The organism is Kouleothrix sp. 19917 (assembly GCF_057073505.1).
In genome coordinates this window covers 6,872,042-6,889,990 of sequence record NZ_CP097099.1, presented here as the reverse complement: position 1 = coordinate 6,889,990, position 17,949 = coordinate 6,872,042, and the positions used below count along the sequence as shown (strand labels likewise).

Annotated in this window: 13 protein-coding genes; 7 read left to right on the top strand and 6 right to left on the bottom strand. The window is 61.0% G+C overall.

From position 1 onward, the window contains the following. Positions 1 to 7: 7 nt before the first annotated feature. The 3 genes from M1P90_RS27885 to M1P90_RS27875 all read right to left on the bottom strand — a co-directional run bounded on the left by M1P90_RS27885 (position 8) and on the right by M1P90_RS27875 (position 3,725). Positions 8 to 1,831, bottom strand: a complete 1,824-nt coding sequence (locus M1P90_RS27885; RefSeq protein WP_483698942.1) for a tyrosine-protein kinase domain-containing protein — start codon at positions 1,829 to 1,831, stop codon at positions 8 to 10. A 227-nt stretch (positions 1,832 to 2,058) separates the two neighbouring features. Then, positions 2,059 to 2,742, bottom strand: a complete 684-nt coding sequence (locus tag M1P90_RS27880) for a sugar transferase (protein WP_483698940.1) — start codon at positions 2,740 to 2,742, stop codon at positions 2,059 to 2,061. A 98-nt stretch (positions 2,743 to 2,840) separates the two neighbouring features. After that, positions 2,841 to 3,725, bottom strand: a complete 885-nt coding sequence (locus M1P90_RS27875) for a GGDEF domain-containing protein (RefSeq protein ID WP_483698939.1) — start codon at positions 3,723 to 3,725, stop codon at positions 2,841 to 2,843. A gap of 1,025 nt (positions 3,726 to 4,750) precedes the next feature. Here M1P90_RS27875 and M1P90_RS27870 point away from each other — a divergent pair. From M1P90_RS27870 to M1P90_RS27860, 3 genes are read left to right on the top strand one after another with little or no spacing between them, the layout of a single operon-like run. Further along, positions 4,751 to 5,773 (top strand): diacylglycerol/lipid kinase family protein, encoded by a 1,023-nt coding sequence (locus M1P90_RS27870; protein WP_483698938.1) that lies wholly within the window; start codon positions 4,751 to 4,753, stop codon positions 5,771 to 5,773. A gap of 17 nt (positions 5,774 to 5,790) precedes the next feature. Then, entirely contained in the window at positions 5,791 to 6,915 is a 1,125-nt protein-coding gene (locus tag M1P90_RS27865; RefSeq protein ID WP_483698937.1) for a TolB family protein, read from the top strand. After that, the gene (locus M1P90_RS27860) at positions 6,902 to 7,552 is read left to right on the top strand and encodes a DNA-3-methyladenine glycosylase family protein (RefSeq protein ID WP_483698936.1); all 651 of its coding nucleotides are present in this window, start codon (positions 6,902 to 6,904) and stop codon (positions 7,550 to 7,552) included. The genes M1P90_RS27865 and M1P90_RS27860 overlap by 14 nt, the downstream gene beginning before the upstream one ends. A gap of 55 nt (positions 7,553 to 7,607) precedes the next feature. On the opposite strand, the gene M1P90_RS27855 is transcribed toward M1P90_RS27860, so the two are convergent. The 3 genes from M1P90_RS27855 to fmt form a co-directional block, all read right to left on the bottom strand. Then, entirely contained in the window at positions 7,608 to 7,895 is a 288-nt protein-coding gene (locus M1P90_RS27855; RefSeq protein ID WP_483698935.1) for a PspC domain-containing protein, read from the bottom strand. An 83-nt stretch (positions 7,896 to 7,978) separates the two neighbouring features. Further along, on the bottom strand, positions 7,979 to 9,232 hold the full coding sequence (locus M1P90_RS27850; RefSeq protein WP_483698934.1) for a S41 family peptidase: 1,254 nt from the start codon (positions 9,230 to 9,232) through the stop codon (positions 7,979 to 7,981). A gap of 147 nt (positions 9,233 to 9,379) precedes the next feature. Beyond that, positions 9,380 to 10,315, bottom strand: a complete 936-nt coding sequence (gene fmt / locus M1P90_RS27845) for a methionyl-tRNA formyltransferase (protein WP_483698933.1) — start codon at positions 10,313 to 10,315, stop codon at positions 9,380 to 9,382. Positions 10,316 to 10,679: 364 nt separating this feature from the next. On the opposite strand from fmt, the gene M1P90_RS27840 reads away from it, so the two are divergent. The 4 genes from M1P90_RS27840 to M1P90_RS27825 all read left to right on the top strand — a co-directional run bounded on the left by M1P90_RS27840 (position 10,680) and on the right by M1P90_RS27825 (position 17,916). Then, positions 10,680 to 11,804 carry an SPFH domain-containing protein gene (locus tag M1P90_RS27840; RefSeq protein WP_483698931.1) on the top strand — a complete coding sequence of 375 codons (1,125 nt, stop codon included), beginning with the start codon at positions 10,680 to 10,682 and terminating at the stop codon, positions 11,802 to 11,804. Between the two features lie 17 nt (positions 11,805 to 11,821). Then, positions 11,822 to 12,772 (top strand): carbohydrate kinase family protein, encoded by a 951-nt coding sequence (locus M1P90_RS27835; RefSeq protein ID WP_483698930.1) that lies wholly within the window; start codon positions 11,822 to 11,824, stop codon positions 12,770 to 12,772. A 201-nt stretch (positions 12,773 to 12,973) separates the two neighbouring features. Continuing rightward, a complete protein-coding gene (locus M1P90_RS27830; RefSeq protein WP_483698929.1) occupies positions 12,974 to 14,296 on the top strand; it encodes a response regulator in 1,323 nt (440 codons plus the stop codon). Between the two features lie 29 nt (positions 14,297 to 14,325). After that, positions 14,326 to 17,916: a tetratricopeptide repeat protein gene (locus M1P90_RS27825; protein WP_483698928.1), complete on the top strand. Its 3,591-nt coding sequence runs from the start codon at positions 14,326 to 14,328 to the stop codon at positions 17,914 to 17,916. Positions 17,917 to 17,949 lie beyond the last annotated feature (33 nt).

The following is a 17,949-nucleotide window of genomic DNA, read 5'->3' as shown; positions in this document are numbered from 1 at the left end:
GTGGAAGTTATTTCTTCCGCGAGGCGTTCGGGTCGTTTGCCGTCCCGTTGAGGTGTGTTGCCACTGGCTCACCCGACGACACTGTGTCGAGCACCACCGTTGCGTTCGGAGCCGAAGCGCTGGTGTTATTCGACGTCGGTGCCGCCGGTTGAGATTTTCCCACCGCACCACCAGTCGACTGTGCCGAAGGCTTGTTCGCCTGCGTGGTGGAGCTGGGCGTGCCACTGTTCAGCGCGCGCACTGGCGTCGAGGAGGTCGGGCCTTCCAGCGCCGGGCGGCTAGCCGCAAAGCTTGGGTAGTACTGGTAGGCCGGGCCAGCCTTCACGCGGTTCATCACCGCGCCGATGATGTTGGCGCCCACCAGACGCAGGCTTTCAACCGCGCTGATAGTGGTTTCGCGGCCGGTCGAGCCACTGCCGACGACCAGCAGCACGCCATCGACCTGCGGGGCCAGCGCCAGCGTATCGGAGTACCATAGCGACGGGCTGTCGATGATCACCATATCAGCGTGAGCCTTGCACATTTGCAGCAGCTCATACATCCGCTGCGAGCCCAGGATTTCCGACGAGTTCGGGGTGCTGGTGCCAGCCGTAATCACCGAAAGACCAGGAACAGACGGCACAGGCACCGGCTGCGGCAGGCGATCGCGCACTTCGAACAGGCTCGAAAGACCAGCCTTGTCGGCAAGGCCAAACAGCGCAGCCAATTGCGGCCGGCGCATGTTGGCATCGATCAGAATGACTTTCTTGCCAGTGCGGGCGAAGGAAACCGCCAGGTTTGCGGCAACGTCGGTTTTGCCATCGCCACGCGACGGGCTGGTAATAAGCAGTGACGGCAGGTGGCGGTCGGTGCCCGGGATCTGCAGATTTGTGCGCAGAACGCGGAAGCTCTCGGCGGCCAGCGTCTCAGGTGCGGCCAGCGTCACCAACTGCGCGCCATCCTTGCCCGAAAGCTTCTTGTGACGCGCCAGACCACCCAGATAGGTCAGGCCAGTCACGCTGCGCAGCATTTCGGGGGTGTGGATGACGTCGGTAAAGAACTCGAGCAGCATCATCGCGGCCAGGCCAAGCACCAGGCCTGCAATAACGGCGGCCAGCACGTTGCGCTGGACATCCGGCGCAATTGGCGTGGGGTCGGCCACAGCCGGCTCAACCAGCGTGATCTTGTTGACATCGCTGGTCAGCAGCAGCTGGTACAGGTCGGTGTAGGCGCGCTGCGCGGCGGCCAGCTGGGCGCGGCGATCATCAAGGCGGATGATCAGGGCGCGCTGGGCGGTGGCCTCGGTGGTCTGCTGGATCTGGTTGGTCAGCTGATCAATCTCGGCCTGCGTTGCACGGATAGTTTCCTGCAAGCGGGCGATCTGGGCTTCACCATCCTGCCGGCGAGCCACCTGCTTGCTACCGGGGCCGCTGGGGCTCAGAGCAATCAGCTCGTCGCCGACGGCGTTCGCGATATCCGCCGCCAGCTTGTCATTATTGGCATTGGCGCGAATGCTCAGGATCTGGGTCGTGTCGATCCACGTACCGCTCACCTGCTCAGTCAGCGCATCGGCTGTGGTGTTCAGCTTCAGTTTGGCAATAACGTTCTCCAGCACCGGGCGGCTATTCACCAGCGAGTCATAGGTCTGGCCAATCTGGGTGCTCGCCCGCAGGTCGTTGCTGGTTACATTCGGATTATCCAGCACCGAACCAATCAGATAGCGCGAGCGCGCCTGGAAGACCTGTGGCAGTTGCGATGAATACCAGTAACTTGTAATTCCGGCCAAAGCAGTGCATAAAAGTACAATCCATCCCCACCGTTGAAAAACCGAAAAATAATTCTTGAGTTCCATACAGTTCTTTTTCCTCCGTCGAGATTGGGTTGGCAGTGAGCCAACCCACTTTTCTTGTCGCTCAGCCGAGCGGTTTTGCTTGGTGTGCCGGCACGCGTGCTACATTGTAGTATTTACAGCGAACCACACGTCGATCATTTTCTTCCAGATCCAGTCCCGGGCGCCGGGCCTCTGCATCTGCCGCCTGAGCGACCATCTACCGCCAGAATGGCTACTAGCCGCTTTTGCTAGTACGCGCCATCGCCAATGAAAACCTGAGCGACAGTCAGAAAGATAATACGGATGTCCATCATCAGGCTTTGGCGCTCAATATAGGCGATATCCAGTTTCAACCGCTGATCGAAGTCGAGGTTGCTGCGCCCACTGACCTGGCCAAGGCCAGTGAGACCTGGCACGACCTCAAGGCGCTCGGTGTGCCACAGCCGGTATGTCTCTGGCGAGAATGAAGTTGGGCGCGGGCCAACCAGCGACATATCACCTTTCAGCACATTCAACAGCTGCGGGAGTTCATCGAGGCTTGTTTTCCGCAGCAATTTGCCAACACGTGTGATGCGCGGATCGTTTGAGATCTTGAAATCCGGCCACGTGAGTTCGTTCAGGTGCGCATATTTGATCTTAAGCTCTTCGGCGTTCGGCACCATGGAACGAAATTTATACATCTTGAACCGCCGGCCGCCTTTGCCAGTGCGCAGCTGGCGGAAAAAGACTGGGCCCGGCGAGTCAATATATACCAAAATTGTAAGCAGCAGCAGCAGGGGCCCCACAATAGGCGCAACCATCAGGCATGCTGTCACATCAATTGCTCGCTTGACAAAGAAATACGCTTTCCCGCGAATGATGCGATTCTGCGGCTCGAAATCGAGATACCAGGGCGAAGCCGACCTGGACCGATTGGTCACATCCTGTACCATTACCATACTCCTTCACGCCCACACGATTTACGTGAGCCGTTCCATTCTCTTCCTCAATCTGCGTTGCTCGGAGGGAGTTGAGAAGAGGTGCCGATATCCTACGTATCGGCAGTTCGAGTCGCCACAGACGGTTCGGGCTTCGCCCGTTGGTCGTTCGACGTCTCTGTCTCACGCCGGAGCTTTTCGGTTGCCTTGTGCACAAGCTCTTCCGAAGTCAGCGCCGTTTTCGGGAAATCGGCAACGTGAAAACGGAAGCGCAAACCCAGATGCTCTTCAACCTGATGCGACAGCCGATTCAGCAAGCCTTCGGTTTGGTCGGCTGGTGTTTCGGGTGCCAGCAGCAAGAAGTGGCCGTTGTTGTCGTGATGCGCCACTGCATCGGTTTCGCGAGTGTTCTTGCTGAGGAAGACCCCGAACTGAACCTGGACATACCGCTTCAGGAGGGCAACCTGCGCATCACGCACGGCCCGGTGTAGTGCCGCGTTCGAGGAACTTGCGTCGATCTCGATCGCCGCAAGGCTCATGGGGTGCTGGTGGCGGCGGGCGCGCCCCAGCTCGGTGCGAATGCGCTCTTGCATCTGGTCGTAATCTAACACTCCAACCCGGCCCTTGGGCAGCGAAATCGCTTCCACTGCATCTTCAAAGTCGCGCAGGCCCTGGTTTACCAGCCAGGTTAGTGCAATCGTAATAAGAAGGGCAACAATTTCAGTAATAGTGATGTATTTGTGAAACCCCTGAAATACTGGAATGGTGCTTGTTACTTTTGTCACCGTGAACAAAGCAAGGATGCCGGCGCTCGCCACATACATAACACGCTGGGGCATGCGCACCAGCAAAAACAGCGCGGCCGTCACGGCAGCAATAATATAGAAGGAAGAGCTGAGATTTACATTTGCCCCTTTTTCGAAATCGAACCGCTCTATATTAAATAACAGGCTGAGCCATAAAATCGTAAAGGCTACTCGCCAGCGAATTGACTTCATATGTCCTCTTCCTTCGTGATGACATCAGATGATAGTTTTGCGATGCTTTCCTTTGGCCATGATCTTACGCACAAAGGCAAGCCCAATCTCAATCTTACGCTCTTTTATCTCTGCGCCACATCAACGTACATACACAACTATGTTAAAACCTAGCTGGTCAGGCTTATCATAGGATTAACATGTAAATCCCGTATGAAGCTGACCGAAGATCAAATAACAAAATGTTTAGACGATTCCGGTAGTCAGAATATTTCTGGAATTGACGAGGCAGCTGTGCTTTCCCGTCGGCAATACCGATTTGGGCAGCAGCAACCTGCGCCTGCGTCGAGCGCGCCCACATCTGGCAGTTCACACAACCCTACCCAGCTACCACCACCACCGATTTCCGGCTTTTTGCCAAGTTATCGCTTCTAGACTATGAATTGCCTTTGTTAGGAAACGCTTTGCAGTCGTGAGCAAGCTCACTTTCCTGGCTACATCGCCGAAGGCACCACGTATGGTTCTTTAAGTGCAGGTTATATGATATAACGCGAGCACTTTGAGATTAGTTATGAGGGGGGTGGGGGGAATTTCCCAGCTCATAACAGGAAATATTTGGGTTTACAGCATCTGTACGCCGTATTCCCTTTGGGGCCACCCTTTCAATTATGACAAAAACGCAATCTAGTAGCATTGTTCCGGGTGTATTTTCCCTGGCAGCATTGTGAGCCAGGAAAATTCTTAGCACGTCCATTACAGCAAGTAGCACGCCACGAAGTAGTAAAACAGGGCAAGTTTGATGAACATATTATGGCTATTCGTTCATCTTGGTACAAGAAACCATTCCATAGAGTTTGTGAATGTTTTCCTCAATCGCAAAAGTAAAAGATCTTGCGCCAGATTTCAGGCTGGATCAGAAGGTCCTATGGCTGGCAAATAGTCGCATGCAGCTTCTAGAGAATAAAGATACGCTTGCCAGACTCGGATCTATCTCCATAGCTCATTTCCTCATCTAAAGCGCTTGCGCCTGTGGTATACTCTCGCGCATGCAAAACCACGAACATCAGCCAACCCGAGCTTTAATCATCTTTAACCCTACAGCTGGCCAGGCCAACTCACTCGAGGCCGACATTCATACGGCGCGCGATATCTGGCAGGCCAATGGCTGGCAGGTCGAATTGCAGCCAACTCGTGGCCCCGGCGATGGCGCCCGCATTGCGCGCGAGGCGGCCGCCAGTGGATTTGATGTCGTGGTGGCAGCTGGCGGCGATGGCACTGTCAACGAGGTAGTGAACGGCCTGGCTGGCACAAAAACCGCTTTGGGCGCACTGCCTATTGGCACGATGAACGTTTGGGTGCGCGAATTGGGCATTCCGCTGCAGCCGCGCGCCGCCGCCGAGGCGCTGCTGGCGTGCCGCCCCCGCGCGATCGATCTGGGGCGCGCTGGTGACCGCTATTTTTTGCTGATGAGCGGGATCGGCTTCGACGCCGCCGTGACGGCCGAGGTTCGCTCGTCCGAAAAGCGCCGCCTGGGCATTTTCGCCTACCTGCTACGCGCGGTGAACCTGGCCACGCGCTTTCGCGGCACGGTGGCACGCATAGTTATCGATGGCAAGCCAATTCGCAGCCGCGTGCTGATGGTGGTGCTTGGCAACAGCCAGCTTTATGGTGGCGTGGTTAAGCTCACGTCGCGCGCCAGCATCGACGATGGCTTGCTCGATGTGTGCATTATTAAAGGGCGCACGCTGTGGAGCGCGCCGTTTCGCCTGCTTTCGATCATTACCCAGCGCTACAATATCGACCCAAAACTTGAATATCACCGCGCCCGCGAAGTAAAGATCGCGACACGCCGCCCGGTGCCCGTTCAGGTAGATGGCGACCATATTGGCGAAACACCGCTGACATTCCAGGCTGTGCCGGGCGCGCTGATTGCGCTCTTGCCGTCTTCGATGCCCGAAGATCTCGTACGGCCCGAGGTGCAGCCACCGCGCTATGCCTGGCGCAGGCTGGTTGGCCGCCTGATGCAGCGACGCCCCGCAAGCAAACATCAGCCAGCGTCGCGTAGTTAGGGCACCGCAGAACATCTATGATCAGCGCATTCCGCGTACCACAGTTAATTCAACATTTGCTGGCCAGGCTGGCCGCTTTTTCTCTGGGCCTGCTGCTGTGCGGTTGCAGCTCGGCCACAAACGCTGCCCCAACATTGCAACCAGTGCTTGCGCCAACGAGTACGCTTGTCGCGCCAGCGCCCACCGCAGCTGCGCAATCGGTTGTCCAGGCCAGCCCAAGCCCAGTCCCTTCCAGTGAAGCGCTGCCGGGCCAGTTGGTTGTTGTGCAGGCAGGCAACCTGTGGCGCTGGCGCGGCGATAATGGCGAGCAGCTCACGAGCAGTGGCGATGCCTTTCAGCCAGCGATCTCGCCAGACGGGCAGCAGATTGCCTATGCCCGCCGTGTCACCAGCGGCAGCGATATTGTGGTGCGCTCGGGCGGGGGGCCTGCGCCGCTGGCCCTCACCAACAACACGCCCGACCCTTCTACCTATAGCTACGACCGCATCTACGCCAGCCGCTGGGCGTTTTACCCAGCCTGGTCGCCCGACGGCGCGACGCTGGCCTTTGCGTCACAGTTTGGGCCGCCGGCTGGATCACCCGCCGCTGAATATCGCATGTCGCTGTATACCATCTCGGCTGAAGGGGCGCGCGAACGCCAGGCCTTTGGCAGCGCAGATGGGCACGTTGGCCGGCCAACCTATGCGCCCGACGGCAAGACAATTGTGTTTGCGTTTAGCCCGGTGAAACAAGAAGAAGCGCCAGCTCTGTATCGTTATACGTTCGCCAGCGATCACGCAGCAGTTCTGCCCGGCGCGCCGCCGCAAAGCTACGATCCGGCCTTTTCGCCCGACGGGCAGTGGCTGGCATGTGCCGCGCGCACCAGCAGCGGCACCGATATTTATGCGATGCCTGTGGCTGGCGGCGCAGCCGTGCAGCTCACCACAATGGGCTTTGCGCGCGCGCCGGCCTTTTCGCCCGATGGGCACATGCTCGCCTTTCTTGCCACTACGGCAGGCTCGAATAGCTTTGATCTGTGGGTTGCCGACGTGCAGACCGACGCAGCGGGAACGTTGCGCCTGGGCGAGCCACGCCAGCTCACGACCGACATGCACCTCGATGCCGACTCAGGCGTTGCGTGGGGCGCGAATGAGCCAGAATGAATCTGTACTGGCAGGGTACCCGCCCGGTGCGCTCGAACACCTCGCACAGGCCGACGCAGTGCTGGCCGACCTGATTGCGCGCTATGGGGTGGTAGAGCGCGAGCGCAACCGGCCGCCGCTGTACGCGCTGATGTCGGCAATCGTTGGCCAGCAAATTTCGGTGAAGGCGGCAGCGGCGATCATGGGGCGGCTGCTGGCGCTGCTGCCCGCCGGCCAGCAGGTGAACGCCGACGCACTGGCGGACGTGCCGTTTGAACAGCTGCGGGCGGTTGGGCTTTCCACTGCCAAGGCCAACTACATGCACGATCTTGCCAGCAAAATCGCCAGCCGCGCGCTGAACCTCGAACACCTGCCGACCCTGGATGACGAAGCGGTGATTGCGCAATTGTGCCAGGTGAAGGGCATTGGGCGCTGGACGGCCGAGATGTTTCTGATTTTTTCGCTGGGGCGGCTGGATGTGCTGGCTGTGGATGACCTGGGGCTGCGGGCGGGGATTCAGCGCGCCTATGGGATGGCCGAACTACCCAAGGCGGCGGCGATCCGCGCCATGGCCGAGCCGTGGCGGCCATACCGAACGATTGCGACCTTCTACTTCTGGCAGCACCTGCACGCCACACCGCTACAATCGGCCTCATAAGAAAGCCGCCAGATGCATATGCACCCGGCGGCTCTTGCTGCTTTTGCCGTGCTGTTTAGCTAAACATGCCCCGCACGCGATCCACCAGCGACTCAGCGGCCGACTGCATCTCGCCGACGTTCTCGCGCACCTGGCTGCGCGCATCGACGGTGACGCTATCCTCGTTCGGCACCAGCAACCACAGCACCAGGTAGATCACCACGCCAAAGCCGTTGAGCATGCCCAGCGCCAGAAAGCCAATCCGCACCAGCAGCGGGTCGATATTGAAAACAGCGGCGATACCACCCGCCACGCCGGCAACCATCCGGTCGTTGCGGCTGCGCACTAATCGTTTGCCTTGCATTGTACACCTCATCTCGTTTAGCATTCGCCAAACGTACTATGTTCGATGCACGTAGGACGCAGCCGCCCAGCACTTTGTTGCAGCTAATGGCCGGCCAGTGTTTTCAGCACTTCGAGCGCGCGCACAAGCTGCACGTCGTCGCTAGAGAGCAGCGCCTGCGCATCGAGCTTGGCCGCGTTGGCGGGCGTCAGCGGGGCCACCTCGGGCGCGAGCGACACGCGTTCGTCGGGCTGAATGCCTTTGCCACGCACAACTTCGCCCTTGGGCGTGAGCCATTGCGTGGTGCCGATTCGCACCTGCGCGCCATCGTTCAGGTTGAAGGTACGCAGCACCGTGGCTGTGCCAAAGGTTGGATCGCCAATCAGGCGCGCGCGGCCGGCGTCTTTCAGCGCGCCAGCCAGAATTTCGGCCGAGCTGGCACTATTGTTGTTCACCAGCACCACCAGCGGCAGGTCGGTTGCTACGCCGCCAGCCGTGGTTTTGTAGGGCGTCTGGTCGCCTGCGCGATTCTGTTCAAGGAGCACAGTGGTGTCCGCCGGCAGGAACTGGCTGGCAACGGCCACCAGCTCGTTCACGTAGCCACCCGGGTTGTTGCGCAGATCGAGCACAATCGAAGCCGCACCCTGCTGGCGCGCATCGGTAAGCGCCTGCTTCAGCTCATCGCCCGAGCGCTCGGCAAACTGGTTGAGGTGGATCATGGCGACCTGGTTAGGCAGCATGCGCCATGTCACACTTGGCGAGGTGATCTCGGCACGGGTGATGGTGATGTCGACCGGCGCGGTTTCGCCAGCGTGCTGAACGGTGAGCGTCACCTGCGTGCCTTTCGGGCCGCGCACTTTGTTGCGCAACTCGGCAACCGAAATGCCGTGCACATCCTCGCCATTGACTTTCAGGATTTGGTCGTTGGAGCGCAAGCCGGCCTGCTCAGCGGGCGACCCTTCCATTGGCTGCACAATGATCGGCTGGTCGTTCTTGACGTCGATGTAGGCGCCAATGCCTTCGAACTTGCCTGATAGCTCTTCACGCTCGGCCTTGGCAATGTCGGTCGGCAGGTAGCGCGTGTGCCCATTGTCGCCCAGCGTGTCGAGCATACCCTCGATCGCGCCGTCGATCATTTTCTGCGGCACCACCGCGCTCGGGTCGACATACTCGTCGCGCGCGAGGTCCCAGGTTTTCCAGAAGTTTTCGAAGCTCGCGCAGACCTCGGCCGACTCAGGGCAGCTTGAACTGTGGTTCAGGTTAAGAAAGGTAGCTCCGAAATAGCCGCCACCCACCCCAGCAACCAGGGCCAGCGCCACCATGGGCACAACCAGCCAGATGGGGAGTTGGATTCGCATCACCCGCGATACGGAATCACGCATATGTTTCACTCAGGCCGTAGCCTGCTCCTTGCGAAAGCTCGCCCATACCGCGCGCCGCGGCCGGCGTAAAAGCAGTGTCAGTATACCATTTGGCCTTAACCTTTGGGATGAAGGATTGGTGAGTCAGCCGCCCAGGTGCGCGCCTGCGGTGCTGTGCAGGCCATTGCGCCATGCACTCGCGGGCAGTGGGCGCTTGCCGGCTGGCTGCACGGTCAGCAGCTCAAGCGCGCCGTCGCCGGTGGCCACCGCCACGCCATTTGGCCGCAGCAGCAGCGTACCGGGCGCAGCATCGCCCGAGGCAGCCGGCTCGGCGCGCGCGGCGATGATTTTGAAGGGCTGGCCCTGCCAGGTGGTCTGCGCGCCGGGCCAGGGGTCGTAGGCGCGGGTCATGCGCTCGATCTGCGCGGCCGGCACATTCCACTCGATCACGCCGTCGCTTTTTTGCAGCATAGCGCAATAGGTTGCCTGCGCGTCGTCCTGCGGCGCGGGCTGCAGGCTGCCATCGGCGTAGGCGGCCAGCGCACCAAGGAGCAGGCGCGAGCCATGCGCGAACAGCTCATTGGTAAGCGGGCCGTTGCGCGCGTCGGACGGGAGGGGCACGCGCTCCTGCGCCAGGATCGGCCCGCTGTCCATCCTGGCATCGAGCCGCATCACCGTCACACCCGTTTCGGCGTCGCCACCCAAAATTGCGGCGTGCACGGGCGTGGGGCCACGGTAGCGCGGCAGCAGCGAGGGGTGAATATTGAGGTAGCCAAGCCGCGGAATCTCTAGTACATTCCGTCGTAATATCTCGCCATAGGCCGCCACCACGCCCACCTCGGGGCGCATCTCGGCCAGCTGCGCCACAACGGCAGGGTCGCGCAGGGTGGGCGGCTGCACCACGGGCAGGCCCAGCTCAAGCGCGGCGCGCTTCACTGGCGGCGGCTCGGCGCTGCGCCCGCGCCCGGCTGGCCGGTCGGGCTGCGTCACCACGCCAACAACCGTGTAGCGCGGGTCGGCAGCGAGGGCGCGCAGAGGAATGGCCGCGTACTCGGGCGTGCCCAGAAATATCACTCGCATAGCGCTCGCTTCCTTATTATATATACGGTAGCGTGACGTCCCCGCCGGCCTGGCGGGCAGCATGCCACTATTGCATCTGCCGCTTGAGCTGTAGTATAATGCAACGACGCGGCGCATCATTGCGCAATCTGATGCGCCATTTCGCCAAAACGGAGTGTAGCGTTCCCGGCGCAGCCAAGCGCTGGCCGCCAACGGCACCCGACGCCGCCCACCACACACGAACTGAACTGGTTTCGACCGCCCGCTGCGCGCAGCCGGCGTGTTATACAATCGGCAACGCAGAACTCTGGGCGGCATTCTGCATCGAACTATACCGCCAAACCACGCGCCCAGCAACCGCAACTGTATACACAAGGGGGTCTGAATGGCCATCAAAACCGTCGCTTCTTCCGCCGTTCTGGGGCTTCTCTTCGCTTCTCTGGTCGTGATCTATCTGCTTATTCCAGCAAATGGCCTGGTGCTGTTTTTATCGGTTCTGATTATGCTGGTCAGCCTGATCGTTGGGCAAAGCCGGCGCTGGCGCGATATTGGCGCAATGGCTATTTTTGCTGCGCTGGTGTCGCTGGTGGCGGCGGCGCTGCTTGGGCGGGCGCTTTTCGGCGGGGTTGGCCGCATTGTCGTGCCTGCGCTGTGGGCAGTGGCGCTGCTGGGCATGTTCTCGTGGACACAGCGCAATATTATGCGCGTGCCGCCCGACCGGCGAGTGCTGGTTGGCAATTACTACAGCGGCGGCGTGCGGCTGGCCGAAGGCCCGATCTCCCCCCCGCTGACGCCCGGCGTCGAGTACAAGCTGGCCGAAATTCCGATGTACCAGCTCCACAGCGATGTGAAGGTCGAAAAGCTCAATACGCGTGGGCGGCACAATGTCGATGCGCTTGAGCTGCACGCCGAATATCGGGTGCGCGATCCGCAGCTCATTCTGAGCGGCATTCCAAACCGCAGCCAGGTCGAAGCCGATATCGCGAAGTCGATGAGCAAGCCGATTCGCGAAGCGCGGCTCGATGTGGTGTACTGGGAAAAACTCATTCACCGGCAGATGGAAGAAGAGATGCGCGATATTGCGCGCACGGTTATTTTCAACAATACCACCGCGCAGAATGCCGTTGAGATCTACAACAACCGCGACTCGCTGGCCGAGCTGATGCACGAGCGCCTGGCCGACGCGGTGCGCCGCTGGGGGATCGATCTGTCGGCGCTGGAGATCGAGAAAGTCGATTTCAACCCTGACATTGCTAAAGGCATCAACAAAGCTGGTGTGCGCGAAGACGAAACCCTGATGGAAAAGATCAAGGCCGAGCGCGAGGCCACGCGCATTCGTGTCACCGGCGCAGCCCAGGCCCAGGCCGAGGCAATGCGCGTGGCTGAAATGGTGAAGGCATTGAAAGAAGCCGGCGTCGATCTTTCACCCGATTCGTTGCGTGATATTGTGCTCGATGCGATTCATGCGGCGGCTGAAGCAACCATCGAGATGAACACGACCCGCATGTAGGCATGAAGTGAGGGCACATGGCCCAGCAGCATGGCACCGACAATCAGGCGATCGACGTGGTAGTGGTTGGCGCGGCCTGCCTCGATATCAAGGGGCGCATTGCCGGCGACATTGTGGCGGGCACCTCGAATGCGGGCGATGTGCGTATCAGCGTGGGCGGCTGCGCGCGCAATGTCGCCGAAAATATGGCGCGGCTGGGCTTGAATACGGTGCTGCTGAGCGTGGTGTGCCAGGATGATTTCGGGCGCACTGTGGTGCGGCAAACCGAGCGCGCCGGTGTCAACACCGACCACGTGCTGATCAGCTGCGAGCAGCATTCGGCCGCCTATATGGCATTGCTGAGCAGCAGCGGCACCATGCTGGTGGGCATCGACGATACCGCCGCCGCCCAGGCGCTCACCCCCGACTATATTCAGGAGCACGCCGAGTTGTTCGAACAGGCGCGCATGGTGGCAATCGACGCGAACGTGCCGCTTGAAAGCGCCGAGCTTCTGCTGGCGATCTGCCGGGCGGCGGGCGTGCCGGTGGCGCTGGAGCCGGTAGCCTATGCGCCGGCGCTGCGCTACCGCGATCTGGCTGGCCAGTTCTTTTTGGTAACACCAAATGCGGTGGAGGCGCAGGCGCTCACTGGCTTGCCAGTTGGTAATACCGAGCAAGGCGCACTGGCCGCCAAGCAACTGGTAAGCCTGGGCGTCAGCATCGCAATTATTACCCTGGGCGAGGCTGGCCTGGTGTATGCCACTGCCGATTCCAGCGGCTATGTTCCCGCTATTTCAGTTGAAATAACCGACCCGACCGGCGCGGGCGACGCTCTGACGGGTGCAGTGATCTATGCGCTGCTCAACGACATCCCGGTTGACGAAGCGGTGCGCCTCGGCGTCAGCGCCGCAACGCTCACGCTCGAATCGATCGACACTGTGCGGCAGGATCTCAGCCTGGAAAGTCTCTATGCACAGCTCGTCATCTAGTGCATTATCAAGAAAGCGATGCGGAAATCAGGGAAGAACACCAGCATTGCAAAGACTAATCCCTATTCCCCATCCCCTAAACCCTGCGCTGAAAGCGCACTAGGCAGCAGGCCTTTTTCGCAATATGGATAATCTGTTGTACAATTTGGTGCGGCCTCGTATAATATCATACCCAGATCTGTGTTGGTGGCTTCGAACTCTATGACAACACGCATCCTGATAGCCGACGACGAACTCGCCGTTCGGCAACTGTTGGAACTTGTATTGGTTGGGCAAGGGTATGAGGTCGCGCTGGCAGCAAACGGCGCGCAACTCGTGCGCATGGCACAAGAGCGCGTGCCCGATTTGGTGCTGGTTGATTTAATGATGCCGCAGCTGGATGGGTACGAGGCCATTCGCCAACTGCGCAACGACACGCGCACCGCCCATTTGCCCATGCTTATTCTGACGGCAAAATCCACGCTCGATGATGTGGTGACGGGCTTTGAAACCGGGGCCGACGACTATATCACCAAGCCCTTCAACATCCCCGAGCTGCTGGCCCGCATCAAAGGGCACCTGCGCCGCGCATCGCAGCAGCCAGTGCGCAACCCGCTCACCGGCCTGCCGGGCAATGTGCTGCTGGCCGAAGAGCTGAAATACCGGCTGAACCAGCCCGATGAATTTGCCTATCTGTATGTCGATCTCGATAATTTCAAGGCCTTTAACGACACTTACGGCCCGGCGCGCGGCGATCGTGTGATCAAGCTGCTGGCGGATGTGCTCACCGAGATGGTCGATTCCCGTGGCACTGGCTCCGATTTCATTGGCCATATCGGTGGCGACGACTTTGCAGTGCTGACGACGCCCGAAAAGCTCGAAGCGCTGTGCAAAGCGGTGATGACCGCATTTGATCAGCGCGTGCGTTTATTGTACGATGAAGGCGATCTCGCGCGTGGCTTCCTGCAGGGCATCGACCGGCAGGGCATTATGCGGCGTTTCCCGCTTGTGTCGCTCTCAATTGGCGTTGCAACAAATCGCAATCGTATCTTCGCTGATTACGAGGAACTGAGCCGCGTGGCGGCGGAGATGAAGCAGTTCGCCAAGCAGGAATCGGGCAGTTCGTACGCGGTTGATGTGCGCAGCAAAGACGGCACGGTGATGGAAGAGCGACGTGGCAGCAAGTTGCCTGTGGTGCTGCTGGTTGCGCCCGAATCGCCGCTGCGCCGGACATTGCGCGGCTACCTGCACCAGCAGGGCCAGCGCGTGCTGGAAGCATCCGGTTTGCTGGAAGCCAACGCCCTGCTGCAGCAGGTGCCCGAGCCTGATATGATCATCGCCGATGCACAGTTAGGCGCTGAGCTTTGGGAGCTCAGCGAAACATTGCAGCTCGACCTGCCAGATGTGCCGCTGCTGGCGATTGCGAACAGCGATGAAGCCGCCACTGCTGCTCAGGCGCATGGCTTCAAGCTTGTGCTGCGCCAGCCGGTTGAGCCAGCGGCATTTCAAGCGGCAACCGAACCATTTTTCCATCGTCAGGAGTGAAACGCGTCGACAAATAGCAGGATGAAGCTATGTCACCCCTCTCTCTCATCGCAGTGCTGCTGCTCGTTCTCATCGCTGCCGCTCTCATTCTCGCAGTTCGCGCGTCGCCGTCGAGCCAGATTGGCCGCCTCCGGCAACGCTTCTTTCCCCCACCCCCTCCACCAGCCAACACCGGTCTCACCATCATCGAACCAAATGGTGAAGAATACACTCCTCGCGAAGAGTCTGCGCCTCCACGCCTGAGCGAGCGCATCCGTGCCGCCGGTATGCGTCGCCAGCGTATTCTGGTGGTGCTGCTGGCGCTGATTATTGTGCTGGCCGGCTGGCAGATCTTCAGCCTGACGAACGCGCCCACGCCCGAGCAGTTTGTGGTGCTGGTTGCGCCGTTCCGCGAGCCGGGCGGCACGGTTGGGCAAACTGGCCGCGAGGTGGCGAGCACATTGGCGGTAAGCCTGCCCGAGGCCAGCGGTCAGCGCGTGATTGCGCGCCTGCTGAACGATGCGCCGGCCGACAGCGCCACCGCCCTCCAGGTGCTCAATCGTGAGCGCGCCGATGCGCTGGTGTGGGGCGAAATCACCGCCGGCGGGGTGGTGGATCGCGAAACCCTGCGCCCGCAGCTTACCTACCGGCCGAGTGGCACGTCGACGCCGCTCACATGGGAAGGGTATGCCGGCCGCTTCGCCATGCCCACCGAGTATACGCTTGCCAGCAGCCCCCTGAATGGCGCAGACGTTCTGCCCAACCTGCTTGGCGCGCTGGCCGACTACAATGCCGGCCATCTCAACAGCGCCTTTACCTCGCTCGGCCAGCTTGCCGACGGCTACCCCATGCTGGTGCCTACGCTGCCACGCGCACTGCGCGGCAACATCCTGTGGGCGCGTGGCGAGTTTCAGCAGGCAATCGAGGAATACCAGGCCGCCATTCGCGCAATTGGCACCACCCCAGAGCGCAAGCAGGCCGCGCTGCTGCTCAACAACCTCGGCGCGATTCAGCAGGATGCGGGCGACGCCGGGGCCGCAGCCAGCTTCAACGACACGATCAAGGCGCTGGAAGGCGGCGACCTGAGCGCCCTGCGCTACAACCTCGGCCTGCAAAACCTGCGCGACAACAATTCCAAAGACGCAGTCACATCGCTGGAAATTGCGCGCACGCCCAACCTGCTCGGCAGCGACACCCCGCCCGTGCCTATGCTGCTGTCCCTCAGCGAAGCCTACCGCCAGAACGGGCAGTTCGAGCAGGCGCGCGCAGCACTTGAAGCGGCCCAGCGCGGCATCACTATCGACAGCAACAGCATGACGCCCGAATCGCGCAACAGCGCGCGCGGCCGCCTCGCCGCCGACGCCGAAATGGAACAGGTGCTGATCGACCTTTCGCAGAGTGCCAATGCGCGCGGCCCGCTGGAGTGGGAATTGCTGGGCAGCGATGCACTTACCATCCAGCAGCTCGACACCATTCGCAACAATTTGTCGAAAACAGTGGACGATACTGCCGTGGTTGGCCAGCTATGGACGCGCCTGGCAACTGCGAAGGATGCGGCCAGCGATCTGGTGGCCGGTCAGGTGGCGATCAACCAGGCCCAGCGTGCCCAGGCGCAATTGCGTGTGCGCCAGCGCTGGCTTGCGCTGGTGGAGCTCGAGCGCGGCAGTGTGCAAGGCGTGCGCGCGCCCAGCAACACGATTGCGTCGATCTGGGCGGCAATCGCGGGCGACCGCTCGCCAGCCGGGCAGGGGCGCGCCATTCTGCAAGACTTGCTGAACAGCCAGCCCGGCGATGTCGATACACTCGTGCTGCTCGGCAACAGCGAGCTGCTGAACAGCCAGCCCGACAACGCGCTGACGCAGTTCAACAAGGCCGCCGCGCTCGCGCCCGACCGCGCCGAGCCGGTGTATGGGCAGGCGCTGGCCCACCTCGCCAAGAGCGAGCGCGACACCGCCAGGCAGCTGCTCAACCAGGCGGTCGCGCTCAAGCCGGCATTCTTCCCGGCACGCCAGCGCCTGATTGCCCTGGCAGAAGAAGACAAAGACTGGGCTGCTGTGGTGGTGCAGCGGCGCTGGTTTGCGGAAAATCGACCGAGCGATGCCAATACCCTGGCGCTGGCTGAGGCGCTGAGCAAAACCGATCAGGCCGGCAAGAAGGAAGCTGAAGCGCTGCTGCTGCCCCTGGCGAACAAAAACAACATCGGCGCAATGATTGCGCTCAGCCGCCTGTACCAGCAAAGTGGTGATGCCGAAGGCGCGCGCCAGTCGCTGGAGCGGGCACAGCAAGCCGCCCCGACGAATTCCGATGTCGCGTTTGAGTATGGCACGCTGCTGGAAGAGCAGAAAAACCAGGATGCGGCACTCGCCGCCTACCAGCACGCCGTCGATCTCGACACAACCAACACACAGGCACATCTTGCGCTGGGCCGGCTCTACGCGAGCAAAGGTATGTACACCGAGGCGGGCGCGCAGTATGAAATCGCGCTGCACGCCGGTGCCGACGACCCACAGGCGCTGAAGGATATTGGCGATGTGCTGCTGAAGAATGGCGAATACAGCACTGCCGCCGACGCCTACGATCAGGCGATTACGGCGCGCACGGCGACCAACCCGGCCCCGCTGGCCAATGGAACCGACCCCAACGCCCTGCTGGCCGACCTGTACCACGGGCGCGGCCAGGCCAACTTAAAACAGGATAAGCTCACCGAAGCCCAAACCGATGAGCTGCGCGCGCTGGAGCTGCGCAACAACAACTTCGCCGCCGCACTGGTGGGCCTGGGCGATGTGGCGCTGCAAAGCGGCAACCCCAAGGGCGCAAGCGACCGCTACACAGCCGCGCTTCAGCTCGACTCGATCAGCCAAGACGAGCGCGTGGCGGCGAATATTGGCCTGGGCCGCGCATCTGGCGCGCAGGATCAGTGGACGGTGGCGCAGGCGCATTTCAACGATGCGATTGCCGCCGATCCTGAGTCGGCCGAGGCGCAGCTGTGGCTGGGCGAGGCGCTCATTCGCCAGCCCAACCCGCCCGCCGCCATCAACGCCTATGTTGCGGCGCTAAAGCTGCGCCAGAATCGCTACCCCGAAGCCTACTTCGGGCTGGCGCAGGCGCAGGCCGCCGACGGACGGCCCGACCTGGCGCAGGAAAACCTCGCGCTGGCGCTCCAGATCAAGCCAAACTACCCCGAGGCACTGCTGCTGCAAGGCACGCTGTACGAGCAGCAGGGCAACCGCGACGCGGCGCTGAGCTCCTACACCAGAGCGATCAACACCAGCACCAAGCTCGCCGAACCCTACTACCGCCGCGCCATTCTGTACCTGCGCGCCAACAACCTCGACAGCGCAGCCAGCGACCTCCAGTCGGCCATCGATTTGCAGGACAATTTCTCCGAAGCGCACTACTGGCTGGGCCGCGTATACCTGGCGCAAGGCAAAGCCAAGGACGCCCGCGCCGAGTTTGCAACCGCCATCACCAACCGCAGTGGCGATTATGCCGATGCACGCTTCTACCAGGGCCTGGCAGAAGAACAGCTTGGGCAGCGCACCGACGCGGTGCAATCGTATGAAAGCGCGCTTGAGCAAAACGCGAACGGCGAGTGGGCCGGCGAAGCGCGCACGGCGCTGGCTCGCCTGAAACAGCAGTAAACTATCGCTTGCGAGAATAACGGTTTTTGAAAT

What these genes read in the sequence shown, in the direction of transcription:
- M1P90_RS27880 (WP_483698940.1), bottom strand. Translation starts at nt 2,742, where the DNA reads ATGGTACAGGATGTGACCAATCGGTCCAGGTCGGCTTCGCCCTGGTAT.
- M1P90_RS27875 (WP_483698939.1), bottom strand. Translation starts at nt 3,725, where the DNA reads ATGAAGTCAATTCGCTGGCGAGTAGCCTTTACGATTTTATGGCTCAGC.
- M1P90_RS27825 (WP_483698928.1), top strand. Translation starts at nt 14,326, where the DNA reads ATGTCACCCCTCTCTCTCATCGCAGTGCTGCTGCTCGTTCTCATCGCT.
- fmt (WP_483698933.1), bottom strand. Translation starts at nt 10,315, where the DNA reads ATGCGAGTGATATTTCTGGGCACGCCCGAGTACGCGGCCATTCCTCTG.
- M1P90_RS27865 (WP_483698937.1), top strand. Translation starts at nt 5,791, where the DNA reads ATGATCAGCGCATTCCGCGTACCACAGTTAATTCAACATTTGCTGGCC.
- M1P90_RS27860 (WP_483698936.1), top strand. Translation starts at nt 6,902, where the DNA reads ATGAGCCAGAATGAATCTGTACTGGCAGGGTACCCGCCCGGTGCGCTC.
- M1P90_RS27870 (WP_483698938.1), top strand. Translation starts at nt 4,751, where the DNA reads ATGCAAAACCACGAACATCAGCCAACCCGAGCTTTAATCATCTTTAAC.
- M1P90_RS27885 (WP_483698942.1), bottom strand. Translation starts at nt 1,831, where the DNA reads ATGGAACTCAAGAATTATTTTTCGGTTTTTCAACGGTGGGGATGGATT.
- M1P90_RS27855 (WP_483698935.1), bottom strand. Translation starts at nt 7,895, where the DNA reads ATGCAAGGCAAACGATTAGTGCGCAGCCGCAACGACCGGATGGTTGCC.
- M1P90_RS27850 (WP_483698934.1), bottom strand. Translation starts at nt 9,232, where the DNA reads ATGCGAATCCAACTCCCCATCTGGCTGGTTGTGCCCATGGTGGCGCTG.
- M1P90_RS27840 (WP_483698931.1), top strand. Translation starts at nt 10,680, where the DNA reads ATGGCCATCAAAACCGTCGCTTCTTCCGCCGTTCTGGGGCTTCTCTTC.
- M1P90_RS27830 (WP_483698929.1), top strand. Translation starts at nt 12,974, where the DNA reads ATGACAACACGCATCCTGATAGCCGACGACGAACTCGCCGTTCGGCAA.
- M1P90_RS27835 (WP_483698930.1), top strand. Translation starts at nt 11,822, where the DNA reads ATGGCCCAGCAGCATGGCACCGACAATCAGGCGATCGACGTGGTAGTG.